The sequence below is a fragment of the Pseudorhodobacter sp. E13 genome (assembly GCF_003991405.1).
GTDB lineage: Bacteria > Pseudomonadota > Alphaproteobacteria > Rhodobacterales > Rhodobacteraceae > Pseudorhodobacter.
In genome coordinates, this window is sequence record NZ_RPEN01000155.1 from 183,112 (window position 1) to 209,439 (window position 26,328).

The 26,328-nt window shown below is 60.4% G+C and carries 29 protein-coding genes; 22 read left to right on the top strand and 7 right to left on the bottom strand.

The annotated features are described in order from the left end of the window. Positions 1 to 171 precede the first annotated feature (171 nt). On the bottom strand, positions 172 to 693 hold the full coding sequence (locus EGN72_RS10650) for a YqaA family protein (RefSeq protein ID WP_370323247.1): 522 nt from the start codon (positions 691 to 693) through the stop codon (positions 172 to 174). A 68-nt stretch (positions 694 to 761) separates the two neighbouring features. Continuing rightward, positions 762 to 1,340 carry an NYN domain-containing protein gene (locus EGN72_RS10655; RefSeq protein ID WP_127047354.1) on the bottom strand — a complete coding sequence of 193 codons (579 nt, stop codon included), beginning with the start codon at positions 1,338 to 1,340 and terminating at the stop codon, positions 762 to 764. A gap of 165 nt (positions 1,341 to 1,505) precedes the next feature. Between EGN72_RS10655 and folK the strand changes: the two genes are divergently transcribed. The 14 genes from folK to EGN72_RS10725 all read left to right on the top strand — a co-directional run bounded on the left by folK (position 1,506) and on the right by EGN72_RS10725 (position 13,415). Beyond that, on the top strand, positions 1,506 to 2,072 hold the full coding sequence (folK, locus tag EGN72_RS10660; RefSeq protein ID WP_370323249.1) for a 2-amino-4-hydroxy-6-hydroxymethyldihydropteridine diphosphokinase: 567 nt from the start codon (positions 1,506 to 1,508) through the stop codon (positions 2,070 to 2,072). Positions 2,073 to 2,228: 156 nt separating this feature from the next. Beyond that, a complete protein-coding gene (gene rpoZ / locus EGN72_RS10665) occupies positions 2,229 to 2,582 on the top strand; it encodes a DNA-directed RNA polymerase subunit omega (RefSeq protein ID WP_127047358.1) in 354 nt (117 codons plus the stop codon). A 45-nt stretch (positions 2,583 to 2,627) separates the two neighbouring features. Next, positions 2,628 to 4,745 (top strand): bifunctional (p)ppGpp synthetase/guanosine-3',5'-bis(diphosphate) 3'-pyrophosphohydrolase, encoded by a 2,118-nt coding sequence (locus EGN72_RS10670; RefSeq protein WP_127047360.1) that lies wholly within the window; start codon positions 2,628 to 2,630, stop codon positions 4,743 to 4,745. Between the two features lie 24 nt (positions 4,746 to 4,769). Further along, positions 4,770 to 5,492, top strand: coding sequence for a DUF2062 domain-containing protein (locus EGN72_RS10675; protein ID WP_127047362.1), 723 nt, complete (start codon positions 4,770 to 4,772; stop codon positions 5,490 to 5,492). A 54-nt stretch (positions 5,493 to 5,546) separates the two neighbouring features. Next, a complete protein-coding gene (locus EGN72_RS10680; protein WP_127047364.1) occupies positions 5,547 to 6,305 on the top strand; it encodes a pyridoxine 5'-phosphate synthase in 759 nt (252 codons plus the stop codon). A 41-nt stretch (positions 6,306 to 6,346) separates the two neighbouring features. After that, on the top strand, positions 6,347 to 6,772 hold the full coding sequence (gene acpS / locus EGN72_RS10685; protein ID WP_127047366.1) for a holo-ACP synthase: 426 nt from the start codon (positions 6,347 to 6,349) through the stop codon (positions 6,770 to 6,772). A 54-nt stretch (positions 6,773 to 6,826) separates the two neighbouring features. Next, entirely contained in the window at positions 6,827 to 7,621 is a 795-nt protein-coding gene (gene lepB / locus EGN72_RS10690) for a signal peptidase I (RefSeq protein WP_127047368.1), read from the top strand. Positions 7,622 to 7,681: 60 nt separating this feature from the next. Next, positions 7,682 to 8,677 (top strand): signal peptidase I, encoded by a 996-nt coding sequence (gene lepB, locus EGN72_RS10695; RefSeq protein WP_158623178.1) that lies wholly within the window; start codon positions 7,682 to 7,684, stop codon positions 8,675 to 8,677. Beyond that, positions 8,674 to 9,360, top strand: coding sequence for a ribonuclease III (rnc, locus tag EGN72_RS10700; RefSeq protein WP_127047372.1), 687 nt, complete (start codon positions 8,674 to 8,676; stop codon positions 9,358 to 9,360). Before lepB (EGN72_RS10695) ends, rnc begins: the two co-directional genes overlap by 4 nt. After that, positions 9,357 to 10,331, top strand: a complete 975-nt coding sequence (gene era / locus EGN72_RS10705; RefSeq protein WP_127047374.1) for a GTPase Era — start codon at positions 9,357 to 9,359, stop codon at positions 10,329 to 10,331. Before rnc ends, era begins: the two co-directional genes overlap by 4 nt. A 69-nt stretch (positions 10,332 to 10,400) precedes the next feature. Beyond that, positions 10,401 to 10,736 (top strand): DUF1491 family protein, encoded by a 336-nt coding sequence (locus EGN72_RS10710; RefSeq protein ID WP_127047376.1) that lies wholly within the window; start codon positions 10,401 to 10,403, stop codon positions 10,734 to 10,736. Positions 10,737 to 10,760: 24 nt separating this feature from the next. Next, positions 10,761 to 11,483, top strand: a complete 723-nt coding sequence (gene recO, locus EGN72_RS10715) for a DNA repair protein RecO (protein ID WP_127047378.1) — start codon at positions 10,761 to 10,763, stop codon at positions 11,481 to 11,483. Beyond that, positions 11,480 to 12,076 (top strand): NAD(P)H-dependent oxidoreductase, encoded by a 597-nt coding sequence (locus EGN72_RS10720; protein ID WP_127047380.1) that lies wholly within the window; start codon positions 11,480 to 11,482, stop codon positions 12,074 to 12,076. Before recO ends, EGN72_RS10720 begins: the two co-directional genes overlap by 4 nt. Before the next feature lie 109 nt (positions 12,077 to 12,185). Continuing rightward, complete coding sequence (locus EGN72_RS10725) at positions 12,186 to 13,415, top strand: MFS transporter (protein ID WP_127047382.1); 1,230 nt, start codon at positions 12,186 to 12,188, stop codon at positions 13,413 to 13,415. A 16-nt stretch (positions 13,416 to 13,431) separates the two neighbouring features. Here the strand turns inward: EGN72_RS10725 and EGN72_RS10730 are convergent, their stop codons facing one another. Then, positions 13,432 to 15,102 (bottom strand): acyl-CoA dehydrogenase family protein, encoded by a 1,671-nt coding sequence (locus tag EGN72_RS10730; protein WP_127047384.1) that lies wholly within the window; start codon positions 15,100 to 15,102, stop codon positions 13,432 to 13,434. Positions 15,103 to 15,328: 226 nt separating this feature from the next. Here EGN72_RS10730 and EGN72_RS10735 point away from each other — a divergent pair, with 226 nt between their 5' ends. Continuing rightward, positions 15,329 to 16,108, top strand: coding sequence for a sulfite exporter TauE/SafE family protein (locus EGN72_RS10735; RefSeq protein ID WP_127047385.1), 780 nt, complete (start codon positions 15,329 to 15,331; stop codon positions 16,106 to 16,108). A gap of 58 nt (positions 16,109 to 16,166) precedes the next feature. On the opposite strand, the gene EGN72_RS10740 is transcribed toward EGN72_RS10735, so the two are convergent. Beyond that, complete coding sequence (locus tag EGN72_RS10740; protein ID WP_127047387.1) at positions 16,167 to 17,762, bottom strand: phosphoenolpyruvate carboxykinase; 1,596 nt, start codon at positions 17,760 to 17,762, stop codon at positions 16,167 to 16,169. Positions 17,763 to 18,101: 339 nt separating this feature from the next. Between EGN72_RS10740 and EGN72_RS10745 the strand changes: the two genes are divergently transcribed. The 6 genes from EGN72_RS10745 to EGN72_RS10770 are packed head-to-tail and all read left to right on the top strand — an operon-like array spanning position 18,102 to position 22,591. Next, a complete protein-coding gene (locus EGN72_RS10745; RefSeq protein WP_127047389.1) occupies positions 18,102 to 18,803 on the top strand; it encodes a response regulator transcription factor in 702 nt (233 codons plus the stop codon). Positions 18,804 to 18,812: 9 nt separating this feature from the next. After that, positions 18,813 to 20,543: a sensor histidine kinase gene (locus EGN72_RS10750; RefSeq protein ID WP_127047391.1), complete on the top strand. Its 1,731-nt coding sequence runs from the start codon at positions 18,813 to 18,815 to the stop codon at positions 20,541 to 20,543. Continuing rightward, positions 20,540 to 20,998, top strand: coding sequence for an HPr kinase/phosphorylase (locus EGN72_RS10755; protein ID WP_233587108.1), 459 nt, complete (start codon positions 20,540 to 20,542; stop codon positions 20,996 to 20,998). Before EGN72_RS10750 ends, EGN72_RS10755 begins: the two co-directional genes overlap by 4 nt. A 12-nt stretch (positions 20,999 to 21,010) precedes the next feature. After that, a complete protein-coding gene (gene rapZ / locus EGN72_RS10760) occupies positions 21,011 to 21,913 on the top strand; it encodes an RNase adapter RapZ (protein WP_233587109.1) in 903 nt (300 codons plus the stop codon). Between the two features lie 7 nt (positions 21,914 to 21,920). After that, entirely contained in the window at positions 21,921 to 22,322 is a 402-nt protein-coding gene (locus tag EGN72_RS10765) for a PTS sugar transporter subunit IIA (protein ID WP_127047393.1), read from the top strand. Continuing rightward, entirely contained in the window at positions 22,322 to 22,591 is a 270-nt protein-coding gene (locus tag EGN72_RS10770; RefSeq protein WP_127047395.1) for an HPr family phosphocarrier protein, read from the top strand. The genes EGN72_RS10765 and EGN72_RS10770 overlap by 1 nt, the downstream gene beginning before the upstream one ends. Positions 22,592 to 22,597: 6 nt before the next feature. Here the strand turns inward: EGN72_RS10770 and EGN72_RS10775 are convergent, their stop codons facing one another. Next, on the bottom strand, positions 22,598 to 23,473 hold the full coding sequence (locus EGN72_RS10775) for a 3-hydroxybutyryl-CoA dehydrogenase (RefSeq protein ID WP_127047397.1): 876 nt from the start codon (positions 23,471 to 23,473) through the stop codon (positions 22,598 to 22,600). A gap of 188 nt (positions 23,474 to 23,661) precedes the next feature. On the opposite strand from EGN72_RS10775, the gene EGN72_RS10780 reads away from it, so the two are divergent. Further along, positions 23,662 to 24,495 (top strand): DUF6473 family protein, encoded by an 834-nt coding sequence (locus EGN72_RS10780; RefSeq protein ID WP_127047399.1) that lies wholly within the window; start codon positions 23,662 to 23,664, stop codon positions 24,493 to 24,495. A gap of 59 nt (positions 24,496 to 24,554) precedes the next feature. Here the strand turns inward: EGN72_RS10780 and EGN72_RS10785 are convergent, their stop codons facing one another. Together EGN72_RS10785 and EGN72_RS10790 are read right to left on the bottom strand one after the other, a co-directional pair. Then, positions 24,555 to 25,481: an FAD-binding protein gene (locus tag EGN72_RS10785; protein ID WP_127047401.1), complete on the bottom strand. Its 927-nt coding sequence runs from the start codon at positions 25,479 to 25,481 to the stop codon at positions 24,555 to 24,557. Further along, positions 25,481 to 26,242 (bottom strand): electron transfer flavoprotein subunit beta/FixA family protein, encoded by a 762-nt coding sequence (locus tag EGN72_RS10790; RefSeq protein ID WP_127047403.1) that lies wholly within the window; start codon positions 26,240 to 26,242, stop codon positions 25,481 to 25,483. The genes EGN72_RS10785 and EGN72_RS10790 overlap by 1 nt, the downstream gene beginning before the upstream one ends. Positions 26,243 to 26,328 lie beyond the last annotated feature (86 nt).

Here is a 26,328-nt window from a genome sequence, read left to right on the forward strand (position 1 = left end):
GCTTTCTTTTCGGCAAAAATATCCTGGGGGAATTTGCCGTAAGGCAAAGGGGGCAAAGCCCCGCTTGCGACTACGGGGGGCCTCCCGCCCGTCTGCGCGGCGCGGCGCCGCTTATCCCGTTGGGCCGGGCGCCGCCTGCGGCGGCGCGGCACCGTTTCTGGCAAGGGGGGCTTACAACCCGATGACACCTGCCGTAATCAGGGCCAATCCGATGTAGCGGCTGGTTTTGGCGATGCCGACCAGCAGCAAGAACAACCAAAGCGGCGTGCGCATCACGCCTGCGACCACAGTCATCACATCGCCCACCGGCAACCAACTGACCAACAGCACCCAAACCCCCCAGCGTTGAAACCAGCGTTCGGCCTTGGCCATCTGCGCAGGCGTGGCAGGGAACCAGCTTTTCCCTTCAAACCGGGTCAGCGACCGGCCCAGCACATAATTGACCACCGCCCCCAGCGTATTGCCCAAGCTCGCCACCCCCACCAGCCAGACCAAGGGCACCTCATCGGCCAGTTGCAAGCCGACAAACACCACTTCGGACTGAAATGGCACGACCGTCGCCGCGACAAAGGCCGCAGCAAACATCGCCACAAGAGAGGAGATCAGACCCATGCACAGGCCTTGCCCGAATTCCATCGGCGGCGCAAAGCAAATCGCGCCGTCACCACCGCGCAACAAAAAAGGAGGAAGCAATGCCCCCTCCTTTGACCCTATCACCGTCGGCCGCCCGGTCCCCACCTGACAGCCGTTGGAAAGCTGGCCTATTTCACGGTTTCGACATCTTCCATATCGTCCCGGTCAAAGCGCGGTTCACGCGGGGGGCGGCCAATGACATCGCGCAACTCATCCAGCTCGATGAAGTTATCGGCCTGACGGCGCAATTCATCCGCGATCATTGGCGGTTGGCTGCGGATGGTCGATACCACCGAAACCCGGACGCCCTGACGTTGCAGGCTTTCGATCAGCGGGCGGAAGTCGCCATCGCCCGAAAAGATCACCGCATGGTCGATGCGTGGCGCAAGTTCCATCGCATCCACCGTCAACTCGATGTCCATATTGCCTTTGACTTTGCGGCGGCCTTGGCTGTCCGTGTATTCCTTGGCGGCTTTGGTGACCATGGAAAACCCGTTGTAATGCAGCCAATCCACCAGCGGGCGAATGGGCGAATAATCGTCATTCTCCAGCAAGGCGGTATAGTAGAACGCCCGCAGCAGTTTTCCGCGACGCATGAACTCGTGACGTAGCAACTTGTAATCAATGTCGAACCCGAGCGATTTTGCGGCCGCGTAAAGGTTGGAACCATCGATAAAAAGGGCGAGCCTTTCGTCCTTGTAAAACATTATATTTCCCCTCAAAAAAACATCGCATCATCATTTTCGAGAGTGGTATCTAGATCGAAAAAGACTTTTATGCGAATGCCCATCAGTATCGGTCGTATATCCGAAAGTTCAAGCTGAACTATACGGAAGTGTAAGGGGGAAAAGCTGAACAAAACACTCACTCTGGTGGCCTTGGGCGCGAATTTGCCGCGCGACCTAGGGTCAATTCGGCGATCTCCTGCCGAGACGTTGCGTCACGCTTTGGCTGATCTGGCGGGAGAAGGACTGTCGCTGGTCGCATGCAGCCGCTTTTACGCCACGCCCTGCTTTCCAGCCGGGGCAGGGCCGGATTATGTGAATGCTGCCGCGCGCTTTGACAATCCGCAAGGGCTGCGCCCCGATGAGGTTCTGGCGCTGCTGCATAGGGTGGAGGCCGCGCATGGCCGTGCGCGCAGCACGCGCTGGGCAGGCCGCGTGCTGGATCTGGATCTTTTGGCCATGGGCCAAGCGGTATTGCCGGACCGCGAAACCTTTGAGATGTGGCGCAGCTTGCCCCTGGCGCAACAAGCCCAAACCGCGCCTGATCGCTTGATCCTGCCGCATCCGAGGCTGGCGGACCGTGCCTTCGTTCTGGTGCCTTTGGCCGAGATTGCGCCTGACTGGCGGCACCCGGCAACCGGGCGCAGCGTGGCCGAAATGCGCGATGCCTTGCCCTCCGCCGATCTGAACGCAGTGCAGGCTCTGCCAGCCTGAGCCATGGTTGCGATTCGCGTGCGGATGGCAAATTCGCACCAAATCACGGCATTTTGTCACATCTTGGGGGCAAACCCTTGGGATAAGGTGCTTGTCAAGGGTTTTGCCACGGCTTACATAGACCACTCCTAACCTCAAATCTGAAAGGGTGTCTCCATGGCCCGCGTCACGGTTGAAGATTGCGTTGACAAAGTTCCGAACCGGTTTGAGCTGGTAATGCTTGCCGCCCATCGCGCGCGTGAGATTCAGTCCGGTTCTCCGCTGACGGTGGATCGCGACAATGATAAGAACCCCGTCGTTTCCCTGCGCGAGATCGCAGAGGAAACCCAATCCGCCGACAGCCTGCGTGAGCGGATGATCGAAAGCCATCAGACCCAGATCGAGGTTGATGAGCCGGAAGAAGATCAGATGGCCCTGCTTATGGGCGGCGAGATGGATCGTCCGGCAACGGATGACATGTCGGAAGAGCGCCTTCTGCGCGCATTGATGGAAGCCCAAGGCGCCAACTGAGGCGTCTGGTTACTGGCGAAACCGCCGAAATAGGATGTGGCGAGGATGATCGACGTCGAAGACCTGATCGCCCTCGTCCACAACTACAACCCCCGCACCAATGCTGATCTGATTCGCGCGGCCTATGCTTACGGCATGCGCGTGCATGAAGGGCAGTTCCGCCATTCGGGGGAGCCGTATTTCTCGCATCCGGTCGCGGTGGCGGCCATTTTGACCGAGCAGCGGCTGGATGATGCCACCATCATCACCGCCCTGCTGCATGACACCATCGAAGATACCAAGGCCACCTATACCGAAGTGGCCGCGCTGTTCGGCGACGAGGTGGCAGAGCTGGTCGATGGTGTGACCAAGCTGACCAATCTTCAGCTATCCTCGGCCCAGTCCAAACAGGCCGAAAATTTCCGCAAGCTGTTCATGGCGATGTCGAAAGACCTGCGGGTGATCTTGGTCAAGCTGGCCGACCGTCTGCACAATATGCGCACGATCAAATCCATGCGCCCCGAAAAGCAGGGCCAGAAGGCGCGCGAGACGATGGAAATCTTTGCGCCACTTGCAGGCCGCATGGGTATGCAATGGATGCGCGAGGAGTTGGAGGACCTGTCTTTCCGCGTGCTCAACCCCGATGCGCGCAATTCCATCATCCGCCGTTTCATCACCTTGCAGCGCGAAGCGGGCGATGTGGTTTACAAGATCACCGCCGATATCCGCACCGAACTGGACAAGGCGAATATTGACGCCGATGTTTTTGGCCGTGCCAAGAAACCCTATTCCGTCTGGCGCAAGATGCAGGAAAAAGACCTGTCCTTTTCGCGCCTGTCAGACATTTACGGCTTTCGCATCATCACCCAGAACGAGGCCGATTGCTACCGCGCCCTTGGCGTGATTCACCAACGCTGGCGTGCGGTGCCGGGGCGGTTCAAGGATTACATCAGCCAGCCCAAGAACAACGGCTATCGGTCCATTCACACCACCGTTTCGGGGCGCGATGGCAAGCGGGTGGAGGTGCAGATCCGCACCCGCCAGATGCATGAGGTGGCCGAAGCCGGGGTTGCGGCGCATTGGTCCTACCGTGAAGGCGTGCGCGCCAATAACCCTTTTGCGGTTGACCCCGCGAAATGGGTGGCCCGCCTGACCGAGAACATGGACGAGGACGATCACGATGATTTCCTCGAAAACGTCAAGCTGGAGATGTATACCGATCAGGTGTTCTGCTTCACGCCCAAAGGCGATGTGGTGCAACTGCCGCGCGGGGCAACCCCGCTGGATTACGCCTATTCCATCCACACCCGTATCGGCAATTCCACGGTTTCGGCCAAGGTCGATGGCATCCGCGTGCCACTTTGGACCCGGCTGAAGAACGGCCAATCGGTTGAGATCATCACCGCCGAAGGCCAGCGCCCGCAAGCAAGCTGGATTGAGATTGTGACGACAGGCCGCGCCAAGGCCGCCATCCGCCGCTCTTTGCGCGAGGAGGATCGGGGCCGTTTTGTCAAACTGGGCCGGGAACTGGCGCGCGCGGCCTTTGACCATGTCGGGCGCAAGGCCACCGACAAGGCGCTGCGCACAGCGGCGCGGATGTTGGGCCTTGCCGATGAAAACGATCTGCTGGCCCGTGTCGGCTCTGCCGAGTTGACGGCGCGGCGGGTGCTGGAAACGCTTTACCCCGAACTTTCCCAAGCCTCGGGCGAGGTGGTCGATGCCCGCCGCCCTGTGATCGGCCTTAGCTCGGATCAGACCTTTCAGCGCGCTGCCTGCTGCCAGCCGGTGCCGGGGGAACGGATTGTCGGCATCACCTATCGCGGCCAAGGCGTTGTGGTGCATGCCATCGACTGCCCCGCGCTGGAGGAGTTGGAGGATCAGCCCGAACGCTGGGTCGATCTGAACTGGCAATCAGGCCGCCACGCGCCTGTGAACACCGTGGGCCTTGATCTGACGATCTCGAATGATGCAGGCGTGCTGGGGCGCATCTGCACCTTGATCGGCGAACAGAAGGCCAATATTTCAGACCTGCAATTCATTGACCGCAAACCAGATTTTTACCGTTTGCTGATTGACGTTGACCTGCGGGACGTAGAGCATCTGCATATGATCATGACAGCACTCGAAGCCGAAACCGACGTGGCCGAAGTCAGCCGTCGTCGGGATGCGCGGCGCAAGCCCTGATCGAAAAAGGAAGTCGCAGGGCAGATGGTATTCAAACGGCGAAACAAAAGGTCCTGGGGGCGCACCATCGCCGAAGCGCTTTGGCCGCGTGGCGGTTGGACACGCGCCGCCCATTACATGAAGCACCGTTTGCGGCGCCTGCCGGATGCGCCGCACCGGATTGCGCGCGGTATTTTTGCAGGTGTGCTGATCTCTTTCACGCCGCTCTTTGGTCTGCATTTCGCGGGTGCCGCGTTTCTGGCCTGGATCATGCGGGGCAATATTCTGGCCTCGCTGATGGCGACTTTTGTCGGCAACCCGATTACCTTTCCCTTCATTGCAGCGGGTGGGGTCGAACTGGGAAATTGGTTGCTGGGGCATCCCGGTGTCATGTCACCATTGGAAATCTTTTCCGATTTCGGGCAGGCCGGGGCCGAATTCTGGCGCAACATTACATCGTTGTTCAATGATGAGGTCGCACATTGGGACCGGTTGCATCGGTTTTTCCTTAGGGTTTATTTGCCGTTTTTGGTCGGGGGCATGATCTGGGGTCTGGTTTGCGGGATTGCCAGCTATTACATCAGCCTTCCGGTGATCCTTGCCTATCAGAACCGCCGCAAGAAAAAGCTGCGGGACCGCTTGGCAAAGCGTGTCGCGGTTCTGAAGGGAGAGCAGGCAAAGGCCGATCCCGGCATGGCGCCGAAATCCGGGTCAAAGACAGAGACCGGCGGCACGTCAAGGGATGACGCCGCCGAGAACAAGGGCTAATCTTCCGCGCAAGGCCCTGACGGGTTGCGGACGGAACATGGGAAGGACAGTGGCATGAAACCCTTGGGGCGGCTTCGGCTTGGCATCAACATCGACCATGTGGCAACCATTCGCAACGCGCGAGGCGGTGCGCTGCCTGATCCTTTGCGCGCGGCCCTGCTGGCCGAGGCAGCGGGGGCCGATGGCATCACCGCCCATCTGCGCGAAGACCGTCGCCACATCCGCGATACCGATATCGAGGCGTTGATGGCCGGGCTGTCGGTGCCGTTGAACTTTGAATGTGCCGCCACGGCGGAAATGCAGGCCATTGCGCTGCGCCATAAACCCCATGCGGTGTGCCTTGTGCCCGAAAAGCGCGAGGAACGCACCACCGAGGGCGGGCTGGATGTGGCGGGCGATGCCAAGCGGCTGGCCGAATTCATCGCGCCGCTGCGGGATGCGGGTTGCCGTGTGTCGATGTTCATCGGGCATGAGGCGGCACAGATCGAAGCCTCGGCCAAGATCGGCGCTGCGGTGGTGGAACTGCATACCGGGCGCTATTGCGACCTGACCACCGAAGGCCAGCATGACGCTGCCGCCGCCGAGCTGGAGGCCCTGCGCAAAGGGTCGGCCCATGCCCATGCGCTGGGCCTCGAGGTGCATATGGGCCACGGGCTCGATTTTGAAACCGCCGCCGAAGTCGCCGCCTTCCCCGAGGTGATGGAGTTGAACATCGGCCATTTCCTGATCGGCGAGGCGGTGTTCCGTGGTCTTGGCCCGGCCATCGAAGAAATGCGCCGCCGGATGGATATTGCCCGCAACGTGACGGCCTGAGCCATGTCCGCCCCTTTCGCCCCGCTGATCCATCGCTTGCCATGATCCTTGGTATCGGCTCTGACCTTGCGAATATTGAACGGATCGAGGCCACGCTTACCCGGTTTGGCGACCGGTTTCGCAACCGGGTCTTTACCGAGCGTGAACAGCGCAAGGCCGAAAGCCGCCCCCGCGCGATTGCCGCCACCTATGCCAAGCGCTGGGCCGCGAAAGAGGCCTGTTCCAAGGCGTTGGGCACAGGGTTGCGCATGGGGATTTCCTGGCGCGATATGGCGGTGTCCAACCTGCGCACGGGCCAGCCGCAAATGCAGGTGACAGGCTGGGCCGCCGAACGCCTCGCCGCGATGACCCCGCCGGGGCATGAGGCGGTGATCCATGTCACCCTGACCGACGACCACCCTTGGGCGCAAGCCTTTGTGGTGATCGAGGCCCGCCCGATTGGCGCGGCTTCGGCAGCATCCGCTTGACTCCCCGCGCCCTCACGCGCATGTAACGCCGCAAAGCAGCAAAAGGCAGAAAACATGGCCCGAAACGATAAATCCGAAGGCGGCATTGTCGAGACAATCAAGACGATCGTATATGCGCTGCTGATTGCAGGCGTGTTTCGGACGCTGTTCTTTCAACCCTTCTGGATTCCCTCCGGTTCGATGAAAGACACGCTGCTGATTGGCGACTTTCTGTTCGTCAACAAAATGGCCTATGGCTATTCCAAACATTCCTGCCCGTTTTCCATGTGCCCCTTTGACGGACGGCTGCTGTTTTCGGAACCCGAGCGTGGCGATGTCGTGGTATTCCGCCACCCTGTGAACGGGTCGGATTTCATCAAACGGCTGATCGGCTTGCCGGGTGATACGGTGCAGATGCGCGATGGCAAGATCATCCTGAACGGCACCGAAGTGCCGCAAACCCCCGATGGTCAGTTTGAAGAAACCTATGAGCGTCAGGGCCCGATGGGCCATTTGCCGCGCTGCGAAAACTCTGCCGGGGCGGTGGGTGTGGGCGCAAGCTGCACCAAATCCCGCTTTACCGAAACCCTGCCGGAGGGCCGCACGCATAGCGTTTTGAACATTGATACCAACGGCTTCGCCGATAATACCGATGTGTTCACCGTGCCTGCCGGGCATTACTTCTTCATGGGTGACAACCGCGACAACTCGCAGGATAGCCGTTACGGCCAAGCCGTTGGTGGCGTTGGCTTTGTGCCGGTTGATAACCTGATCGGCCGGGCGGATCGGGTGATGTTTTCCTCGGCGGGGACGTCGCTGTTCTATTTCTGGACATGGCGTCCTGATCGCTTTTTCAAAGCGGTGGAATGACCAGATGACGGTGCGCGCCGCATGAGCCAAAGCCAAACCTTTTTCCGATCATTTTTTGATATGAACGGCACAGCCTCGCGCAAGCGGGGCTGGTTGGTTTTTGGGCTGTGCACCTTTGCCACGCTGTTTATTCTGGGGATTGGCGCGGTCAGTTCCGATACCCAGCGCTGGCTGTTGCCCTTGGTGGGGCCGATCATGGCGGTGCAGGTGGTCACAGTTGTGCAGCGTTTGCACGATGCCGGGCGGTCCGGCTACTGGTCATGGCTGACGCTGATCCCGGTTTTGGGGCTGGTGGCAAGCATGGGCATCAACCTGCTGCGCCCCGCGCCGGGGGCCTTTGCCGCACCGGGCCACCGCGTTGCGCAAGGGTTGGGCTATGGTCTGCTGGCGGCGTTTGCCGTGCTTTGCGTTCTGCGCTTTTTTGTAGGTGCGTTCTGGATACCCAGCGGCAGCATGAAGCCCACGCTTCTGGTTGGCGATTACATTCTGGTGCCCTTTACCGATGCCGCTGATTTGCAGCGCGGCGATGTGGTGGTGTTTCGCCATACGACAAAGCACTTTGATTTCATCAAGCGGCTGATCGGCCTGCCCGGCGATACGGTGCAGATGGTCGGGGGGCAGGTGGTTCTGAACGGCACCCCGCTGCCGCAGGCGCCGCTGGGCGCCTTTACCGAACCCTATGACCGCCAAGGACCAAGCCACCATCTGCCGCGCTGTCAGGCCCCGGCCCCGGCCAAGGGCGGCGATTGCGTGAAACCGATGGCGCGGGAAACCCTGCCCGATGGCCGCAGCTATGCTGTGCTGGACATCGAACCCAACGGCTTTGCCGATACCACGGCCATCTTTACAGTGCCGCCGGGGCATCTGTTCTTTCTGGGCGATAACCGCGACAATTCGATGGACAGCCGCATCGCCCCGGCCAATGGCGGGCTGGGCTTTGTGCCGTTTGAGAATGTGATCGGGCGGGTGTCGCGCGTGGTGTTTTCCGCGGCGGGGGAGTCTTTGGGCGATGTGTCGACATGGCGAGACGGGCGAAACTGGAGGCCGGTTGAATGAAGCTTTCCGCTGATCTGCGCGCCTTTGAGGCGCAGTTGGGGCATAAGTTCCACAACCCCGAATTGCTGGTGCAGGCTGTCACCCATGCGTCGATTTCATCGCCCACAAGGCCGGATAATCAAAGGCTGGAGTTTCTGGGCGACCGGGTTTTGGGCCTTGTCATGGCCGAGGCTTTGCTGACCGCTGATGAAGGGGCCGCCGAAGGCCAGCTTGCGCCGCGCTTCAACGCGATGGTGCGCAAGGAAACCTGCGCCGATGTCGCGCGTGAGATCGGGCTGGGCGAGGTGTTGAAGCTTGGCCGGTCCGAGATGATGTCGGGCGGGCGGCGCAAAGAGGCCTTGCTGGGCGATGCGCTGGAAGCCTTGATTGCGGCGGTCTATCTGGATGGCGGCTTTGATGCGGCGCGCGCGCTGATCACGCGGCTTTGGGTGGCGCGGATTGCCACGGTCAAGGTAGATGCCCGCGACCCGAAAACCGCCTTGCAGGAATGGGCACAGGCGCGCGGCATGACGCCGCCGCGCTATACCGAAACATCCCGCTCTGGCCCGGATCATCAACCGATCTTTACGGTTGAGGTGCGGTTGGACAATGATGAAACCGAGACGGCATCCGCCGGAACGAAACGCGCCGCCGAACAGGCCGCAGCCCGGACCCTGCTGGCCCGGATGGAGCATATGACATGACAGATGAAACCAACCCTATCGGCCCCGGCACCACGCAGGAAACCGGCCCCGTCGGCGGCGAAGGCAACACGCGGGCGGGCTTTGTCGCCCTGATCGGCGAGCCGAATGCCGGGAAATCGACGCTGCTGAACCGCATGGTCGGTTCTAAGGTGTCGATCGTGACGCATAAGGTGCAGACCACCCGCGCCCGTATTCGCGGCATCGCGATGGAAGGCCGGGCGCAGATTGTGTTTGTCGATACCCCCGGCCTGTTCCGCCCGCGCCGCCGCTTGGACCGCGCCATGATCGCCGCCGCTTGGGGCGGGGCTGCCGATGCCGATTTGATCGTGCTGTTGGTCGAGGCGCATCGCGGTTTGACCGAAGGCACCGCTGCCATCATCGATTCCATGCGCGACCGGATTCCGCAGGGGCAGAAAGTGGCGCTTGCGATCAACAAAATCGACCGGGTGAAGGCCGAGGTCTTGCTGGGCCTGTCGCAAAAGCTGAACGAGGCCTTTCCCTTTGCCGAAACCTTCATGATTTCGGCCGAAAAGGGCTATGGCGTCGACAAGCTGCGCGAATGGCTGGCGGGGGAATTGCCGACCGGGCCGTGGTTCTATCCCGAAGATCAGATTGCCGATTTGCCAATGCGCATGATCGCCGCCGAGGTGACGCGCGAAAAGCTGACCCTGCGCCTGCATGAGGAACTGCCGTATCAGCTGACCGTGGAAACGGAAAAATGGGAAGACCGCAAGGACGGCTCTACCCGGATTGACCAGATCGTCTATGTCGCACGCGATGGGCACAAGGGGATTGTGCTGGGCAACAAGGGCGAGACGATCAAATCCGTCGGGCAGGCCGCGCGGGTCGATTTGATGGAATTTCTGGGCCGGCCCGTGCATTTGTTCTTGCAGGTGAAGGTGCGGCCAAACTGGCTGGAAGAGCCGGAGCGCTATTCCGAGATGGGGCTGGAGTTTAAGGACGGGAACTGACGGCGTTCTATTTTTCTTCGAAAAATTGCCTCCGGCGGGGATATTTTTGAATAGATGAAAGCTGCGACCATGAGCGCACGGGTGACGGCAGATTTTTGGGTGCGGGCCTATCTGCGCCGTTTGGAACTGGCGGGGATACCGGCCTTCGTCACCGCGCATGGTGATGCCACGGCGGGGGCGGTTCTGGTCAAGCAAACGCCGCTGGATGGCACGGCGCGGGCGTTTCAACGCTCTTTCGATCTGATGTCAGGGGCGCGGGCTTGGGTGATGATGGCCGAAGGCCCCGAGCGGGAGGTGGATGCCGCCATTGCCCGTCAACGCGGTTTTGACCCTGATCTGTGGGTGATTGAGGTCGAAGACCGCGCGGGCCGTCATTTGCTGGAGCAAGAGGGGCTGGCGGAGTGACGCGGCCCTTGCGATAGTCAGCCGATGGAATGGCAAGATGAAGGGGTGCTGATTGCCATGCGCCCGCATGGTGAGGCCTCTGCGATCATAGAAGTGTTCACAGCCGTGCATGGACGCCATGCCGGGGTTGTGCGGGGCGGGGCCTCGCGCAAGGTGGCCGCTATCATGCAACCCGGCACGCAGCTTGCCGTGACATGGCGCGCGCGGCTGGAGGATCACATCGGCAGTTTCAGCGTGGAGCCCTTGCAAAGCCGCGCCGCCTTGCTGGGGGATCGGCTGGCTTTGGCGGGGTTGTCGGCGATTTGTGCGATGCTACGGGTGGCGCTGCCCGAACGCGAGGGGCATCCGAACCTGTGGCGGGCGACCATGGCGCTTTTGGCGGCATTGGAGCATGATCCGGACTGGCCCGCGCTCTATCTGCGGTGGGAGTTGATCTTGCTGGAGGAATTGGGTTTCGGTCTGGATCTGACCCGCTGTGCGGCCACAGGCAGTCGCGATGATCTGGCCTTTGTCAGCCCGAAGACCGGGCGCGCGGTCAGCCGTGGCGGGGCGGGGGAATGGGCGGATCGGTTGTTCCCGCTGCCGCAATGTCTGATGGGGCAGGGGCCTGCCTCGGCCGCAGAGGTGGCGCAGGGGTTGGCGATCACCGGGCATTTTCTGGCGCGCGAATTGGCCCCGGTTTTGGGCAATCGCCCGATGCCAGAGGCCCGCACGCGATTATTGACCATGTTGGAGAAGCGTCGATGAAGGGACTAGTTGTCATAGGCCACCCGGCTTGCCCCAGTTACAGCCATGCTTTGGGTGATCAGGTTGCGGCGGCTTGGCGTGACTTGGGGATTGCGGTGGAGGTGTTGGACCTTGCCGCCCTTGGGTTTGATCCATCCCTGACCCAAGCGGAGGCAAGCGGGGCTCCCCGGCAAGACCCAGCCGTCTTGGGGCATATCGCAGCCCTGCGCGCGGCGGATTACTTGGCCATCATTCACCCGGTGATGTGGGGGATGCCGCCTGCTGTGCTGAAAGGGTGGGTGGACAGGGTGTTCGCGCCCGATGTCGCCTATGGGTTTGCCCCTGACGCGCCCGAGGCCGACGGGGGCAAGGCCATGGGGCTGCTGCGGCTGCGGCATGTTCTGGTGCTGTGCACCGCGAATGGCGCGCCTGTGGTCGATGATCCGTTGGAACGCATTTGGCGCGAGACGATCTTTGGCTTTTGCGGCGTGGAACAGGTGAGCTATCGCTGTTTCGTGCCACTGGTTCCCAATACGGATGCGACACGCCGGGCTTGGCTGGACGAGGCCGGGCAGATCGCGCAGGAGATTGGGGCGCAGGGTTCGGGTTTTTGACCCGGACGCCCCGTTTCCGACCTTTTCTGTCGCCGTCTGCCTAGACGCCACGCAGCCCGCGCGCACACAAAGACCCATCGCAGCCCGCGCCAAGGCAACCTGAGACGTTATGGCCAATAAATACATCCCCGTGCTTTTGCGGCACAGCCCGGCCCCGAAGGTGCAGGATTTTGCCTTGCTTGCGGGCTTGGATGCCTCGGTGCGGGGGATGCTGATTTCCGTCATGCCGCTGACGGTTTATGATGCGCTGGGCGATGCGGAATCGGTCAGCCGCGTGTATTTCATCGCGGGCCTTGTCTCTTTGATGATCGGGTTGATGGTGCCTTGGGCGACCCGGTTTGTCCCGCGCCGCTGGATGTATACGCTTGGGGCGTTGCTTTACATGCTGGGCGCGGCGCTTGCGGTGCAGGGTGGCCCGGTTGCCGTGCCGCTTGCCCTGATGGCGAATGCCGCAGCCACAGCGACCACCTTTGTCTGTTTCAACGCCTATGTGCTGGATTATATCGAGCGGTCGAACCTTGGGCGCAGCCAGTCGCTGAACATGGTCTATGCCGCTGCCCCTTGGGCCATTGGTCCGCTGCTTGGCGTGTGGTTGCGAGAGCTTTGGGCCCCGCTGCCTTTCCTTGCTGCCGGGTGCTTTGGCGTGACCCTGCTGATCACCTTTTGGATATTGCGGCTGGGCAATGGCAAGCAGATCAGCCGCGCGCGCCGCCCCGCCACCAACCCGGTCGCCTTTCTGGGCCGTTTCTTTGCCCAGCCGCGCTTGATCGCGGGCTGGTTGTTTGCTGTGGTGCGGTCCTGCGGGTGGTGGGTTTATGTCGTTTACCTGCCGATTTTCTGCATCGAGGCGGGGCTGAGCGATAAGGTCGGCGGGGTGGCGCTGTCGCTGTCCAACGCTTTGCTGTTCGTGACACCCTTGATGCTGCGGGTGGTCAACAAGCTGACGGTGCGGCGCGGGGTGCGCGCGGCCTTTGCGCTATGCGCGCTGGCCTTTATCGGTTCGGCGCTGGCCTCGCCGTTGCCTTGGGTGGCCGTGGCTTTGATGATGGCCGGATCGGTGATGCTGGTGGTGCTGGATGTGGCGGGGGGCTTGCCCTTCCTGATGGCGGTGAAACCGTCAGAGCGGACAGAGATGGCCGCGATCTATTCCAGCTTCCGCGATGTTTCCGGTATTCTGACGCCGGGCGCCGCGTGGTTGGTGCTGCTGGTTGCCCCGCTGCCGGGGGTGTTTGCGGTGGCGGGGCTTGGCATGGCCGTCTGTGTGGGCATTGCCAGCAAATTGCATCCGCGTCTTGGCACCAGCCGCCCCTCCCACGGGCGGTTGCTGCCGGGGGAATGACCCCCCGGCCTTCGGCTTAATCCAGCAAACGCCGGGCGATGACCTGCGCCTGAATTTCGGCTGCACCCTCAAAGATGTTCAGAATGCGTGCATCACACAGGATGCGGCTGATCTGATATTCCAAGGCGAACCCATTGCCGCCGTGGATTTGCAAGGCATTGTCTGCCGCCGCCCAAGCCACCCGTGCGCCCAGCAGTTTCGCCATCCCGGCCTCCAGATCGCAGCGCTTGTCATGGTCTTTTTGCCAGGCGCTGAAATAGGTAAGCTGCCGCGCGATCATGATTTCCACCGCCATCATGGCCAGCTTGCCCGACACGCGGGGAAAGGCGATCAGCGACTTGCCGAATTGCTTGCGGTCATTGGCATATTGCAGGCCCACTTCCAGCGCGTTCTGCGCCACGCCAATCGCGCGTGCTGCGGTCTGGATGCGGGCGGATTCAAAGGTTTGCATCAATTGCTTGAAGCCTTGCCCCGGCACGCCGCCCAGCAGGTTTTCACCTTTGACCGCGAAACCGTCAAACGCCAGTTCATATTCCTTCATGCCGCGATAGCCGAGCACTTCAATCTCGCCGCCCGTCATGCCGGGGGTGGGGAAGGGCGCAGCATCGGTTCCCGGCTGCTTTTCGGCCAGAAACATGCTCAGCCCGCGATAATCCGTCGTCTCGGGGTCGGTGCGTGCCAGCAGGGTCATCACTTGGGTGCGGGCGGCATGGGTGATCCATGTCTTGTTGCCAGTGATCGACCAATCCTCGCCGGTCTTTACGGCGCGGGTGCGCAGGCTGCCCAAATCCGACCCGGTGTTTGGCTCGGTGAACACGGCGGTTGGCAAAATCTCACCACTCGCCAGTTTCGGCAGCCATTGCGACTTTTGCTCATCCGTGCCGCCGCAGAGAATCAGCTCTGCCGCGATCTCGGTCCGGGTGGCCAGTGACCCCACGCCGATATATCCGCGCGACAATTCTTCCGACACCACCACCATCGAGGCTTTGGACAAGCCGAACCCGCCCAGATTTTCCGGGATCGTCAGGCCAAACACGCCCATTTCAGCAAGTTTGTCGATAATCTCCATCGGGATCAGCTCATCGCGCATATGCCAGCCATGGGCATGGGGGGCCACTTCCTCATCGGCAAAGCGGCGGAACTGATCGCGGATCATTTCCAGTTCTTCATCCAGACCGCTGGCGCCAAAGGTCGCGCGGCCATGATTTTCCTGCATCAGCCCGACAAGGGCCGTCCGCGCGGCTTGGGTATTGCCAAGCGTGATAAGCCGCGTGGCAGCAGCACCCGGCTGCCAGTCAACCCCAAGGTCTGACAGACGCGCGGTTTCGCCTTGGCTCATCGGGATGCCGCCGCGCAATTGCGCCAGATATTCGCCAAAACCGATTTGCAGCAGCAACCGCTCCATATCGCCAAAGGCCCCGGATTGCGACAGCCGCTTGGCCCAGGCGTGCATCTGCACAAGGCTTTCGCGATAGGTTGCAAGCCAGCTGAGGCAATGGGCAGCGAATTGGTTGGCCTCCATCGCGGGGCCAGAGATTTTGCCATCCACCGTCGCCAGCGCCCGCAGCGCCTCGCGCGCGTCCTCGAACACAGCGTTGACCTCGGGCAGGGTTTCTTCGGTCAGACCCAGAAGATCGACCAGTATAGCGGCTTCGGTATCGGCAAAAGGTTGTCCATCATGGGCCATGGCGTGGTCCTTCCTCGGCTAATTGCTGCACTTGCGAAATGGTCTAAAGCCTTTGCAGGCGCAGCGCAACAAGATTTCAATTCAACTGCGCAATGCGACCGAATATGTCGCAGATATTGCGGCGCGCTAGGGCGGGGCTGAGAATTGGCAAGCTTTCAGGCATAGAAACTTCGCGCGCGCGGGTCTATGCAGGGCGTATAGACGCGAAGCAGGGGCGGGCAGGGCGATGGCCATTCTAAACAGTATCATGGCAGATCAAAGCCTTGCCATATTCGCCCTTGCGATGGCGATCACGTTGTTCGCGGGCTTTGTCAAAGGGGCTGTGGGCTTTGCGATGCCGATGATCATGATCTCGGCCTTCTCGTCGTTTTTGTCGCCGGAACTGGCCTTGTCGGGCCTGATTCTGCCGACCTTGGTCACCAATGTCAGCCAGGCCTTTCGTGATGGTGGGGCGGCTTTCATGGGGTCGTTGCGGAAATACTGGCGGTTTTTGCTGGCCACCGTGATCTTTATCACCATCTCGGCCCAATTCGTGCGCGATATCCCGCAGAACCTGTTTCTGGCGCTGTTGGGCGGACCGATCACCGCCTATGCCCTGCTGCAATTGTCAGGGCGCAGCCTTGCTATCCGGCTGGATCACCAAACCCGCGCCGAATGGCTGTTGGGCGTAGTGGCCGGGCTTTACGGTGGCTTGTCTGGTGTTTGGGGGCCGCCGCTGATCGTTTACCTGATGTCCATCGGCACCGAAAAGCGCGAGATGCTGCGCGTGCAAGGCGTGGTGTTCATGCTTGGCTCTGTCATCCTGCTGTTCGCCCATCTGAATTCCGGGGTGATGAGCGGGGCAAACGCGACCTTTTCGGCGGCTTTGGTGGTGCCTGCGGTGCTGGGCATGGCGCTTGGCTACCGCGTTGGCAACCGCATGAATCAGGTGCGGTTCCGCTGGTGGACGCAGGTGTTGCTGGTGCTGACCGGGCTGAACCTGCTGCGCCGGGCCTTCGGGCTGTAGGGCAAAAGGAAAAGACCGGGGGAAGGCCCCCCGGTCTGTGAGTGTCAGCAGCGTTGGATCAGATCGCAGCGGCTTTCACGTCATCGTCGATATAGGGCACATACTGGCCGAAGTTATCGGCAAACATCTGCACCAGTTTGGCCGCTTGCGCATCATAGGCGTCCTGATCTTCCCATGTGCGGCGCGGGTCCAGCAGAACATCCGCCACCCCATCGGCTGCCACCGGCACTTCGAAGCCGAAGTTGGGATCACGGCGGAAGCTGCCTTGGACCAACGTGCCGTTCAGCGCCGCCGTCAGCAGGGCGCGCGTGGCCCGGATCGGCATGCGAGAGCCGGTGCCATAAGCGCCCCCGGTCCAGCCGGTGTTCACCAGCCAGCAGGTCGCGCCATGCTGTGCGATCAGGGCTTGCAGAAGCTTGCCGTAAACCTCTGGCCGGCGCGGCATGAAAGGCGCACCAAAGCAGGTCGAGAAAGTCGGTGTCGGTTCCGTCACGCCGCGTTCTGTCCCTGCAACCTTGGAGGTAAAGCCCGACAGGAAGTGATACATCGCCTGCGCGGGCGTCAGCTTGGCAATCGGCGGCAGAACCCCAAAGGCATCACAAGTCAGCATGATGATATTCTTCGGATGCCCGCCAAGGCCGGTGCTGGAGGCATTCGAAATCGCTTCCAGCGGATAGGCGCAGCGCATATTCGCGGTCAGGCTGTCATCGTCGAAATCAAGTTCCAGCGTTTCCGGGTCATAGACCATGTTTTCGATCACGGTGCCAAACCGATGGGTCGTGGCATAAATTTCCGGCTCTGCCTCGGCCCGCAGGTTGATGGTCTTGGCATAGCAGCCGCCCTCAAAGTTGAAGGTGCCTTTTTCCGACCATCCGTGTTCGTCATCCCCGATCAGGGTGCGTGACGGGTCTGCTGACAGCGTGGTCTTGCCGGTGCCTGACAGGCCAAAGAACACAGCTGCATCTTCGGGATCACCCACCGCATGATTGGCCGAACAATGCATCGCCATCACGCCCTTTTCGGGCAGCAGATAGTTCAGCAGGGTGAACACCGATTTCTTGTTCTCGCCTGCATATTCGGTATTCGCGATCAGGATTTCTTTTGCGTCAAAGTTCATCGCGATCACGGTTTCCGTGCGGCAGCCATGGCGCGCAGGGTCGGCCTTGAAGCTGGGGCAGTTGATGATCGTCCATTCAGGGGTAAAGCTGTCCAACTCCTCACGCGTGGGGCGGCGCAGCAAATGGCGGATGAACAGCCCATGCCATGCCAGTTCCGCCACCACACGCACATCCAGACGATGCGCAGGGTCAGCGCCTGCATAGAGATCCTGCACGAAATAGTCGCGGCCTTTCATATGCGCCAGCATGTCGGCGCGCAGGGCAGCAAAGCCCTCGGGCGACATCGGCGCATTGTTTTCCCACCAGATCGCGTTTTCGACCGACGGTGTGCGCACCACGAATTTGTCTTTGGGCGAACGGCCCGTAAACTGCCCGGTGGAGACAAGGAACGCGCCGCCGATCCCCAGTTTTCCTTCGCCGCGCCCGATGGCGGCCTCAATCAAAGCGGGCTCGATCAGGTTGTAATGAACTGCCCCCAGCCCTGTTATGCCTTGTTTTTCAAGCGTTTGGCTTGGGTTTACGCGTCCTGTGTTCATCTAGTGCAAGCTCCCGATGCCGATGATGCGACAATTTCTTTTGGGGTTTTGGAACGCATCGCACACCGCAGCGTGCAATCCGGTCGCCCCCGGAGCCGAGGCCGACACCTTGCCTATAACACGCCGTTTTCGGATTGGAACAGGACGCTTTCGCACAGTTAGCGCAACCAAGTTACGTTAGCGCAACCAAATCGCGGACTGAGGCAAATTAGTCATTCATTCGTTTTTTTGTTGTCAACTCAGGGGGGCTTGACGGGCGATTCGTAGATTGCAGTTGATTCTTTGCGGCGAAAAAGTGAAAATGGAAAAAAATAAATGAGCAGTATAGGGAAAACACCCATGTCAAGGATCGCCCTTGTGGACGACGACAGAAATATTCTGACGTCGGTTTCGATGACTCTGGAGGCAGAGGGTTTCGAAGTTGAAACCTATAATGACGGTCAATCGGCGCTGGACGCGTTCAACCGCCGCCTGCCCGATATGGCGGTGCTGGATATAAAGATGCCGCGCATGGACGGGATGGACCTGTTGCAGCGCCTGCGGCAGAAAACCACGATGCCGGTGATTTTCCTCACGTCCAAGGATGATGAGATTGACGAAGTTTTGGGCCTGCGCATGGGGGCCGATGATTACGTCAAAAAGCCTTTCTCGCAACGCCTGCTGGTCGAACGTATCCGCGCGCTGCTGCGCCGTCAGGACGCGATTGCAACCGATGAAGTGGCCGTGACCGAGGAAACCAAGGTGATCGAACGCGGGCATCTGCGGATGGACCCCCTGCGCCATGCGGTTGCCTGGAAGGGCAAGGAAGTTTCGCTGACCGTGACGGAATTCCTGCTGCTTCAGGCCTTGGCGCAACGCCCCGGCTTTGTGAAAAGCCGCGATCAGTTGATGGATGTGGCCTATGACGATCAGGTCTATGTCGATGACCGCACGATCGACAGCCATATCAAGCGCTTGCGCAAGAAAATGCGCACCGCCGATGATGATTTCTCGGCCATCGAAACCCTCTATGGTATCGGCTACCGCTATAATGAAGAGTGACGCGCTGGAATGACTGCGGCACCTCAAATTTCAAAGGCGGTTGCACGTAAGCCCGCCTCTGGCCGTAACAGCGGCGACGTTCTGCTGGGTGAAGATTGGACCGCGCCCGAAGATCTGGTGGAGCCGGAGCTTCGGGGCCATCGTGGCCGCAGCGGGATTGTTGCGCTGAACAAATCGCCTTTGGCGCGGAAAATCATTATTTTCAACATGATGGCTCTGGTGATCCTGGTCGCTGGGGTGTTGTTCATGAATCCCTTCCGCGACAGCCTTGTGTTGCAACGCGAACAAGGGCTTGTCACCGAGGCAGAGCTGGTTGCCGGCGTGTTTGAGGCGCAGCTGCCCGGCGTGGCCAATGTGGCGTTGAACGATCCGGCGGGGATGGATGTTGCGGCGGCGCTCAGCGCGCTGAAAATCGGCCCCGGCGTCGATGCCTTTGTGTTCGACCGGGATGGCCGCGTCATCGCAACGGCAGAGGGCAAGGCCCGCGTCGCGATGTCTGATGATGGCAAGTTGAACTCGACCCTGATCACAGATTTCCTCAATACCGTTTGGGAAACCGTGTCGGGCGTCTTGTCCGGCCCCGAGGCGGATCAGGCCAAAACCGATTCCGAAAGCCTTGCCCGCAGCGGTTTCGCCGAGGCGTTGACGGGGCAGACCAGTTCCAACATGGCCAAGGATTCCGCAGGCGGCACATTGTTTTCCGTCGCCACCCCGATCTGGAGCGCGGGCGAAGTGATGGGCGTGGTGGCCCTGACCTCGGCTGAGGGGGAGATTGACCGCTTGGTCCGGCATGAGCGTGAGCAGGTTTTGCAGATGTTCGTGATCGCTTTGCTGGTGTCGATTGGCCTCAGCCTCGTGCTTGCCTCGACCATCGCCAACCCCCTGTCTGATCTGGCTGCGGCGGCGGAACTGGGGCGCGACCGTGATGCCCGCAAGATGGCACCGGGGCGGGTGCGTATCCCCGATCTCGCCGCGCGCCCGGATGAAATTGGCCGCCTTTCCGTGGCGATGCGGGGCATGGTGGCCGCGCTTTACGACCGGATCGACGCCAATGAACAATTCGCTGCCGATGTCAGCCATGAAATCAAGAACCCGCTGGCCAGCCTGCGCTCTGCCGTGGGCAGCTTGCGCATGGTCAAAAAGGAAGACCACCGCGAAAAGCTGCTGGATGTGATCGAACATGATGTGCGGCGTCTGGATCGGCTTGTGTCGGATATTTCCAACGCCTCCCGGCTCGACAGTGAGTTGGTGAAGGAAGAGGAAGAAGAATTCAACCTTATCAAGACCATCGCGAACCTGTCGGAATATCTGGGCGATCAGGCCAAGCAGCGCGGCGTCGATTTCATCACCGACCTGCCGAAAGATCCGATCATGATCCACGGGTTGGAGGCGCGGCTGGCACAGGTGTTCGTCAACCTGATCACCAACGCTGTGTCCTTCTGTGAGGAAGGCGATGCCGTGCGCGTCTGGGCCCGGCGGCGCGAAAATCGCGTGCTGATCGTGGTGGAAGATACCGGCCCGGGCATCCCCGAACAGGCGCTGACCAAAGTGTTCAAGCGCTTTTATTCGGAACGTCCTGTGGCGCAGTTCGGCGATCACTCTGGCCTTGGGCTGGCGATCTCCAAGCAGATCGTCGAGGCACATGGCGGCGTGATCTGGGCTGAAAACATTCGCCCCACCTCGGCGGATGTCACTTCGGAACCGCTTGGCGCGCGCTTCGTGGTGGGCCTGCCGGTGTGAGCCGGGCTGCGGCCAATGACGTGCTTGCGTCCGGGGCTGGCCCAGACACCCTGCATGCCAGTTGTGTCGCAATTGCGGGGCAGGCCGTTCTGATTATCGGCGCCTCTGGCAGCGGGAAATCGGCGCTCGCGTTGACCTTGATGGCGCATGGCGCGACCCTGATCGCGGATGACCGCACCCAGCTGTCGCAGGCCGATGGACAAGTTTTCGCCCGTTGTCCCGAAGCTATCCAAGGCAAGATCGAGGCGCGGGGCATTGGCATTTTACGCGCTGACAGGTTGGAAACCGCGCCGGTTCGCCTTGTCGTTGATCTGGACAGGGCAGAGACGCAACGATTGCCCCCGAAACGCCAATGTGACCTGTTTGGTGTGCCGATTGATCTTGTATTCGGGGCAACATGCAGCCACCTTCCTTATGCTATCTTGCAATATGTCCGGGCGGGCCGGATGGACTGACGGACGGATGCCTTGAGCGACGCACAGATCACGGAACATCGCATTGTCTTGGTCACCGGGCCTTCGGGCGCCGGGCGCACCACTGCGATTAATGCCTTGGAGGATATGGGCTATGAGGTGATTGACAACCTCCCGCTTAGTCTTGTGCCCCGCCTGATTGATGGCGAAAGCCTTGGCCGCCCGATTGCGCTGGGTCTGGATGCGCGCAACCGCGATTTCAACGCCACAGCCCTGATCGAATTGATCGACGGGTTGACCCGGAACCCCCGTGTCTCGCTGAGCGTGATCTATCTCGATTGTGCGCAGGATGAGCTGATCCGCCGCTATGCCCAGACCCGCCGCCGCCATCCGATGGCCCCTGATGGCACACCGCTGATTGGGATTTCGCTGGAGGTGGACCTGCTGGCCCCGATCCGGGTGCGGGCAGACCACCTGATAGAGACGACGGATATGTCGCCGCATGATCTGCGGGCGGAAATTGCGCGCTGGTTTGGTCGGCCAGAGGTGCCGGGCCTTGCGGTGTCGATCCAGTCCTTTTCCTACAAGCGGGGAATACCGCGTGGGATAGACATGGTGTTTGATTGCCGCTTTCTGACCAATCCGCATTGGGTATCGGCCTTGCGCGACATGGACGGGCGCGATCAGGCTGTGGTCGAACATATCGCCACCGATGCCCGATTTGCAGAATTCATGGTCAAGATCAGCGAACTGGTCTTGTTCCTGTTGCCCGCCCAACTGGATGAGGGCAAAGCGCATCTGGCCATCGGTTTTGGCTGCACCGGAGGGCAACACAGGTCAGTTGCCGTTGCGGAACTTCTGGCGGCAAAGCTTGCAGAGGCAGGCTGGCCAGTGGCAAAACGACATCGGGAGCTTGAACGTCGGGCCGTGGCCACGCCCGCAGTGGGAACAGGGTGATCAAAGCGTGATCGGTATTGTTATCGTCGCCCACGGGGGGCTTGCGCGGGAATATCTTTCCGCGGTTGAACATGTCGTTGGCAAGCAAACCAACATGATCGCCGTCGCGATCGAGGAGGACCATGATCGTGGTCTCAAACAATCCGAGATTTGCCACGCGGCCGATCTGGTTGATGCAGGCGACGGTGTCGTGGTGGTCACAGACATGTTCGGCGGCTCGCCCTCGAACCTGTCGCTGTTGGCCTGTTGCGGCCAGAACCGCCGTATTCTTTATGGGGCCAACCTGCCCATGTTGATAAAACTGACAAAATCCCGCGATATGGCTTTGCCGGATGCCGTTACTTTGGCACTGGATGCGGGCCGGAAATACATCAACAGCCTTGATCTAGGCGCAGAAGGAAACGCCTGATGACCGAGCGTGATTTGAAAATCGTGAACGAAAAGGGGCTGCACGCCCGCGCTTCGGCCAAATTTGTCGAAGTGGTCGAAACTTTCGATGCCACGGCCGAAGTGACCAAGGACGGGATGAGCGTTTCGGGCGATTCCATCATGGGGCTGTTGATGCTGGCCGCCTCGCGCGGGACGGTGATTTCCGTCAAAACCTCTGGCCCGCAGGCCGATGCGTTGCTGGAGGCCTTGGACCACTTGGTCCAGACCATGTTCGGAGAGCCGTTCTAACCGCTTTCAGCGCGTCGGAACCGGGGTTTCCCCGCGATAATCGTAAAAGCCGCGCTGGGTTTTGCGGCCCAGCCAACCGGCCTCTACATATTTGGTCAGCAGCGGGCAGGGGCGGTATTTCGTATCGGCCAAACCGTCATGCAGCACGTTCATGATGGCAAGGCAGGTATCGAGCCCGATGAAATCTGCCAGTTCCAGCGGCCCCATCGGATGGTTGGCCCCCAGCTTCAGCGATTCGTCGATGGATTTGACCGAGCCGACGCCTTCATAAAGCGTATAAACCGCTTCATTGATCATCGGCATCAGAATGCGGTTGACGATGAAGGCCGGGAAATCCTCGGCGCTGGCGGCGGTTTTGCCCAGCTTTTCGACCACGGCAAGCAAGCTGTCATAGGTCGCGCGGTCGGTCGCGATGCCGCGGATCAGCTCTACCAGTTGCATCACGGGCACCGGGTTCATGAAGTGGAACCCCATGAATTTCTCGGGTCGGTCGGTGCGGCTGGCAAGGCGAGTGATCGAGATGGAAGACGTGTTCGAGGTCAGAATCGTATGCGGTTTCAGATGCGGCAGCAGGTCATCGAAAATCGCCTGTTTCACCGTCTCACGTTCGGTCGCGGCTTCGATAATCAGGTCTGAGGGGCCGATTTCGGCCAGATTGAGCGTGGTTTTGATGCGCGCCATCGCGGCGGCCTTATCCTCCGCCGTGGTTTTGCCGCGCGCCACCTGACGCTCGATATTGCGATCAATCAGCGCCACCGCCTTGGTCAGGCTTTCCTGGCTGATATCGGTCATCGTCACGTCATACCCGGCCAGCGCAAACACATGGGCAATGCCATTCCCCATCTGGCCCGCGCCAACAATCCCGACCGACTTGATTTCCATGCCCGCGCTCTCCTGCATCCGCTTTGCGCAAACCATATGCGCGCAAAGGGGGGTGGTGCAAGGCCGACTAGGCGCATGACCTAGAATAGACCGAATACCAAGAATTCTTGGCGAATTGAGGATTTAGCCAATTCTAAACGACTCTCGGCCATTCTTGGTCTTGGGTGTATGAAAATTGGGTGGGTGCTATGGCCTTTGCTTTTCCGGGCGATTTTTCGCTCGACTATTTTCCATGTCAATATGGCGCGTCAAAACTGGTGTTTCGCGGGCCTAAACACAGTTTACGGCAGCCGTATTCCGTGGCAATTGGCGGAACGGAAACTTATGGGAAGTTTGTTCCGGAACCCTATTCGGTTCTGTTGGCGCAGTTGACAGGCCGCAGTGTGGTGAACTTCGGCTATATGAATGCGGGGCCGGATGTGTTCTTGCATGATCCAGAGGTGCTGGATATCGCGGCCCATGCCGAACTGACCATAGTGCAGATTGTCGGAGCGCAGAACCTGAGCAACCGTTATTACACGGTGCATCCGCGCCGGAATGACCGTTTTTTGCGGGCCAGTGTCTGGTTGCAGAAAACCTTTCGCGAGGTGGATTTCACCGATTTCCACTTCACCCGCCACATGCTGCAAAGCCTGTATGAGGTGTCGCCGCAGCGGTTTCGTGAGGTCGCGGCAGAGTTGCAGGCGACATGGGTGGCGCGGATGCAATTGCTGTTGCAAAGCCTGAAAGGGCCAACGCTGCTTTTGTGGATGGCAGATCGCCCACCCCCTGCGGCAGATGCGGCGATGGAGCCTTATTCCAACCCTGTGCTGATCAATGCGGCGATGATTGATCAGGTGCGCGGGGCCGCCTCGGCCTATCTGGAGGTGGTGACAAGTCAGCAGGCCAATGACGAAGGCGTGGACCAGATGGCGTTCTCGGCCATGGACCGTGCCGCCGCCGAAGGAGTGCCCGGCCCGCGCGCTCATCGCGAGGTTGCCGAAGCTATTGCCGATGCCACGCGACAGCTTTTTCCAAAGTAACAAGTAAAAAAGGCGCCCAACACTGGGCGCCTTTGTGTTTCTGCCTCGCTGACCGAAGGTCAGAGCTTTTCGATCATTTCCGGCACAGCAGTGAACAAGTCTGCGACCAGCCCGTAATCCGCAACTTGGAAAATCGGGGCTTCTTCATCCTTGTTGATCGCCACGATGACCTTGGAGTCTTTCATCCCGGCCAAGTGCTGGATCGCGCCGGAAATCCCGATGGCGACATAAAGGTCAGGCGCCACGACCTTGCCGGTCTGACCAACCTGCCAGTCGTTGGGGGCATAACCGCTGTCCACGGCGGCACGGCTTGCACCAACGGCCGCGCCCAGTTTGTCGGCCAGCTTTTCGATCAGCGCAAAATCGGCTTCCGAGCCAACGCCACGGCCACCCGATACCACAACACCCGCGCTGGTCAGTTCCGGACGGTCAGAGGTGGCAACCTTGTCTTCCACCCAGGACGACATCGCGCCATCGACCGAAGCCGAAATCTTTTCAACCGAGGCGCTGCCGCCTGCCGCTGCCGCGTCAAAGGTCGCGGTGCGGATGGTCATCACCTTGGTCGCATCGGTCGATTTGACAGTCTGGATCGCGTTACCGGCATAGATCGGGCGGTCAAACGTATCGGCATCCACCACGGCCAGCACTTCGGAAATCAGCATCACATCCAGCAGGGCCGCCACGCGCGGCAGCACCGACTTGGAAAACGCGCCAGAGGCGGCAACGATATGGCTGTAATCCCCCGCCAGCGACTGGATCAGCGCGGCGGTCGGTTCCGACATTGAATGGCAATAGACGTGGTCATCGGCAAACAGCACCTTGGACACGCCTTGCAGCGTCGCCGCCTCCGCCGCTGCGGCATCGCCACCTTTGCCCGCGATCAACACCGTAACCGGGCCAAGCGTGTTCACGGCAGTCAGGGCTTTTGCCATCTGATCGGTCGCCAAAGCGCCGTCAATCACTTCCCCCAAAAGAAGAACAGCCATCAGATTACCCCCGCTTCGTCTTTGAGTTTTGCAATCAGCTCATCCACCGAGCCAACCTTGATCCCGGCCTTGCGGCCTGCGGGTTCGGTGGTTTTCACTACGGTCAGGCGCGGGGTGACATCGACGCCGTAATCTGCGGCGGTCTTTTCATCCAGCGGTTTTTTCTTTGCTTTCATGATGTTGGGCAAAGACGCGTAGCGCGGCTCATTCAAACGCAGGTCGGCGGTGATGACGGTGGGCATCGCCACCTTGATCGTCTGCAAACCACCATCGACTTCGCGGGTGACAACGGCGTGGTTGCCTTCAATCGCCACTTCCGACGCGAATGTCGCCTGCGACCAGCCCAGCAGCGCCGACAGCATCTGCCCGGTGGCGTTCATGTCATTGTCGATCGCCTGTTTGCCGCAGATCACAAGGCCGGGGCCTTCTTCGTCCACCACGGCTTTCAGCAGGTTGGCCACGGCCAGCGGCTCAATGTCATTATGCACATCCTCTGCCGCCACGATCAGAATTGCGCGGTCTGCGCCCATGGCCAGCGCGGTGCGCAGCGTTTCCTGCGCCTGCTTGACGCCAATCGACACCACCACAATCTCGTCAACCGTGCCGGCTTCTTTCAGGCGGATCGCCTGTTCGACGGCAATCTCGTCAAAGGGATTCATCGACATTTTGACATTGGCAAGATCAACACCGCTGCCATCCGCTTTCACACGAACTTTCACGTTATAGTCGATCACACGTTTGACAGGCACAAGAACCTTCATTGGCGCGGACTCCTTGGTTGGGAAGGGCCGGGTGGCCCGTAAACTCTCCGGGTTTTGATATAATCTTGCGCGGCGAATAAACAGGC

Bases quoted from the DNA above. Each gene is read 5' to 3' on its own strand.
- EGN72_RS10655 (WP_127047354.1), bottom strand. From the start codon at position 1,340: ATGTTTTACAAGGACGAAAGGCTCGCCCTTTTTATCGATGGTTCCAAC.
- rpoZ (WP_127047358.1), top strand. From the start codon at position 2,229: ATGGCCCGCGTCACGGTTGAAGATTGCGTTGACAAAGTTCCGAACCGG.
- EGN72_RS10670 (WP_127047360.1), top strand. From the start codon at position 2,628: ATGATCGACGTCGAAGACCTGATCGCCCTCGTCCACAACTACAACCCC.
- EGN72_RS10675 (WP_127047362.1), top strand. From the start codon at position 4,770: ATGGTATTCAAACGGCGAAACAAAAGGTCCTGGGGGCGCACCATCGCC.
- EGN72_RS10680 (WP_127047364.1), top strand. From the start codon at position 5,547: ATGAAACCCTTGGGGCGGCTTCGGCTTGGCATCAACATCGACCATGTG.
- acpS (WP_127047366.1), top strand. From the start codon at position 6,347: ATGATCCTTGGTATCGGCTCTGACCTTGCGAATATTGAACGGATCGAG.
- lepB (WP_127047368.1), top strand. From the start codon at position 6,827: ATGGCCCGAAACGATAAATCCGAAGGCGGCATTGTCGAGACAATCAAG.
- lepB (WP_158623178.1), top strand. From the start codon at position 7,682: ATGAACGGCACAGCCTCGCGCAAGCGGGGCTGGTTGGTTTTTGGGCTG.
- rnc (WP_127047372.1), top strand. From the start codon at position 8,674: ATGAAGCTTTCCGCTGATCTGCGCGCCTTTGAGGCGCAGTTGGGGCAT.
- era (WP_127047374.1), top strand. From the start codon at position 9,357: ATGACAGATGAAACCAACCCTATCGGCCCCGGCACCACGCAGGAAACC.
- EGN72_RS10710 (WP_127047376.1), top strand. From the start codon at position 10,401: ATGAGCGCACGGGTGACGGCAGATTTTTGGGTGCGGGCCTATCTGCGC.
- recO (WP_127047378.1), top strand. From the start codon at position 10,761: ATGGAATGGCAAGATGAAGGGGTGCTGATTGCCATGCGCCCGCATGGT.
- EGN72_RS10720 (WP_127047380.1), top strand. From the start codon at position 11,480: ATGAAGGGACTAGTTGTCATAGGCCACCCGGCTTGCCCCAGTTACAGC.
- EGN72_RS10725 (WP_127047382.1), top strand. From the start codon at position 12,186: ATGGCCAATAAATACATCCCCGTGCTTTTGCGGCACAGCCCGGCCCCG.
- EGN72_RS10730 (WP_127047384.1), bottom strand. From the start codon at position 15,102: ATGGCCCATGATGGACAACCTTTTGCCGATACCGAAGCCGCTATACTG.
- EGN72_RS10735 (WP_127047385.1), top strand. From the start codon at position 15,329: ATGGCCATTCTAAACAGTATCATGGCAGATCAAAGCCTTGCCATATTC.
- EGN72_RS10740 (WP_127047387.1), bottom strand. From the start codon at position 17,762: ATGAACACAGGACGCGTAAACCCAAGCCAAACGCTTGAAAAACAAGGC.
- EGN72_RS10745 (WP_127047389.1), top strand. From the start codon at position 18,102: ATGTCAAGGATCGCCCTTGTGGACGACGACAGAAATATTCTGACGTCG.
- EGN72_RS10750 (WP_127047391.1), top strand. From the start codon at position 18,813: ATGACTGCGGCACCTCAAATTTCAAAGGCGGTTGCACGTAAGCCCGCC.
- EGN72_RS10770 (WP_127047395.1), top strand. From the start codon at position 22,322: ATGACCGAGCGTGATTTGAAAATCGTGAACGAAAAGGGGCTGCACGCC.
- EGN72_RS10775 (WP_127047397.1), bottom strand. From the start codon at position 23,473: ATGGAAATCAAGTCGGTCGGGATTGTTGGCGCGGGCCAGATGGGGAAT.
- EGN72_RS10780 (WP_127047399.1), top strand. From the start codon at position 23,662: ATGGCCTTTGCTTTTCCGGGCGATTTTTCGCTCGACTATTTTCCATGT.
- EGN72_RS10785 (WP_127047401.1), bottom strand. From the start codon at position 25,481: ATGGCTGTTCTTCTTTTGGGGGAAGTGATTGACGGCGCTTTGGCGACC.
- EGN72_RS10790 (WP_127047403.1), bottom strand. From the start codon at position 26,242: ATGAAGGTTCTTGTGCCTGTCAAACGTGTGATCGACTATAACGTGAAA.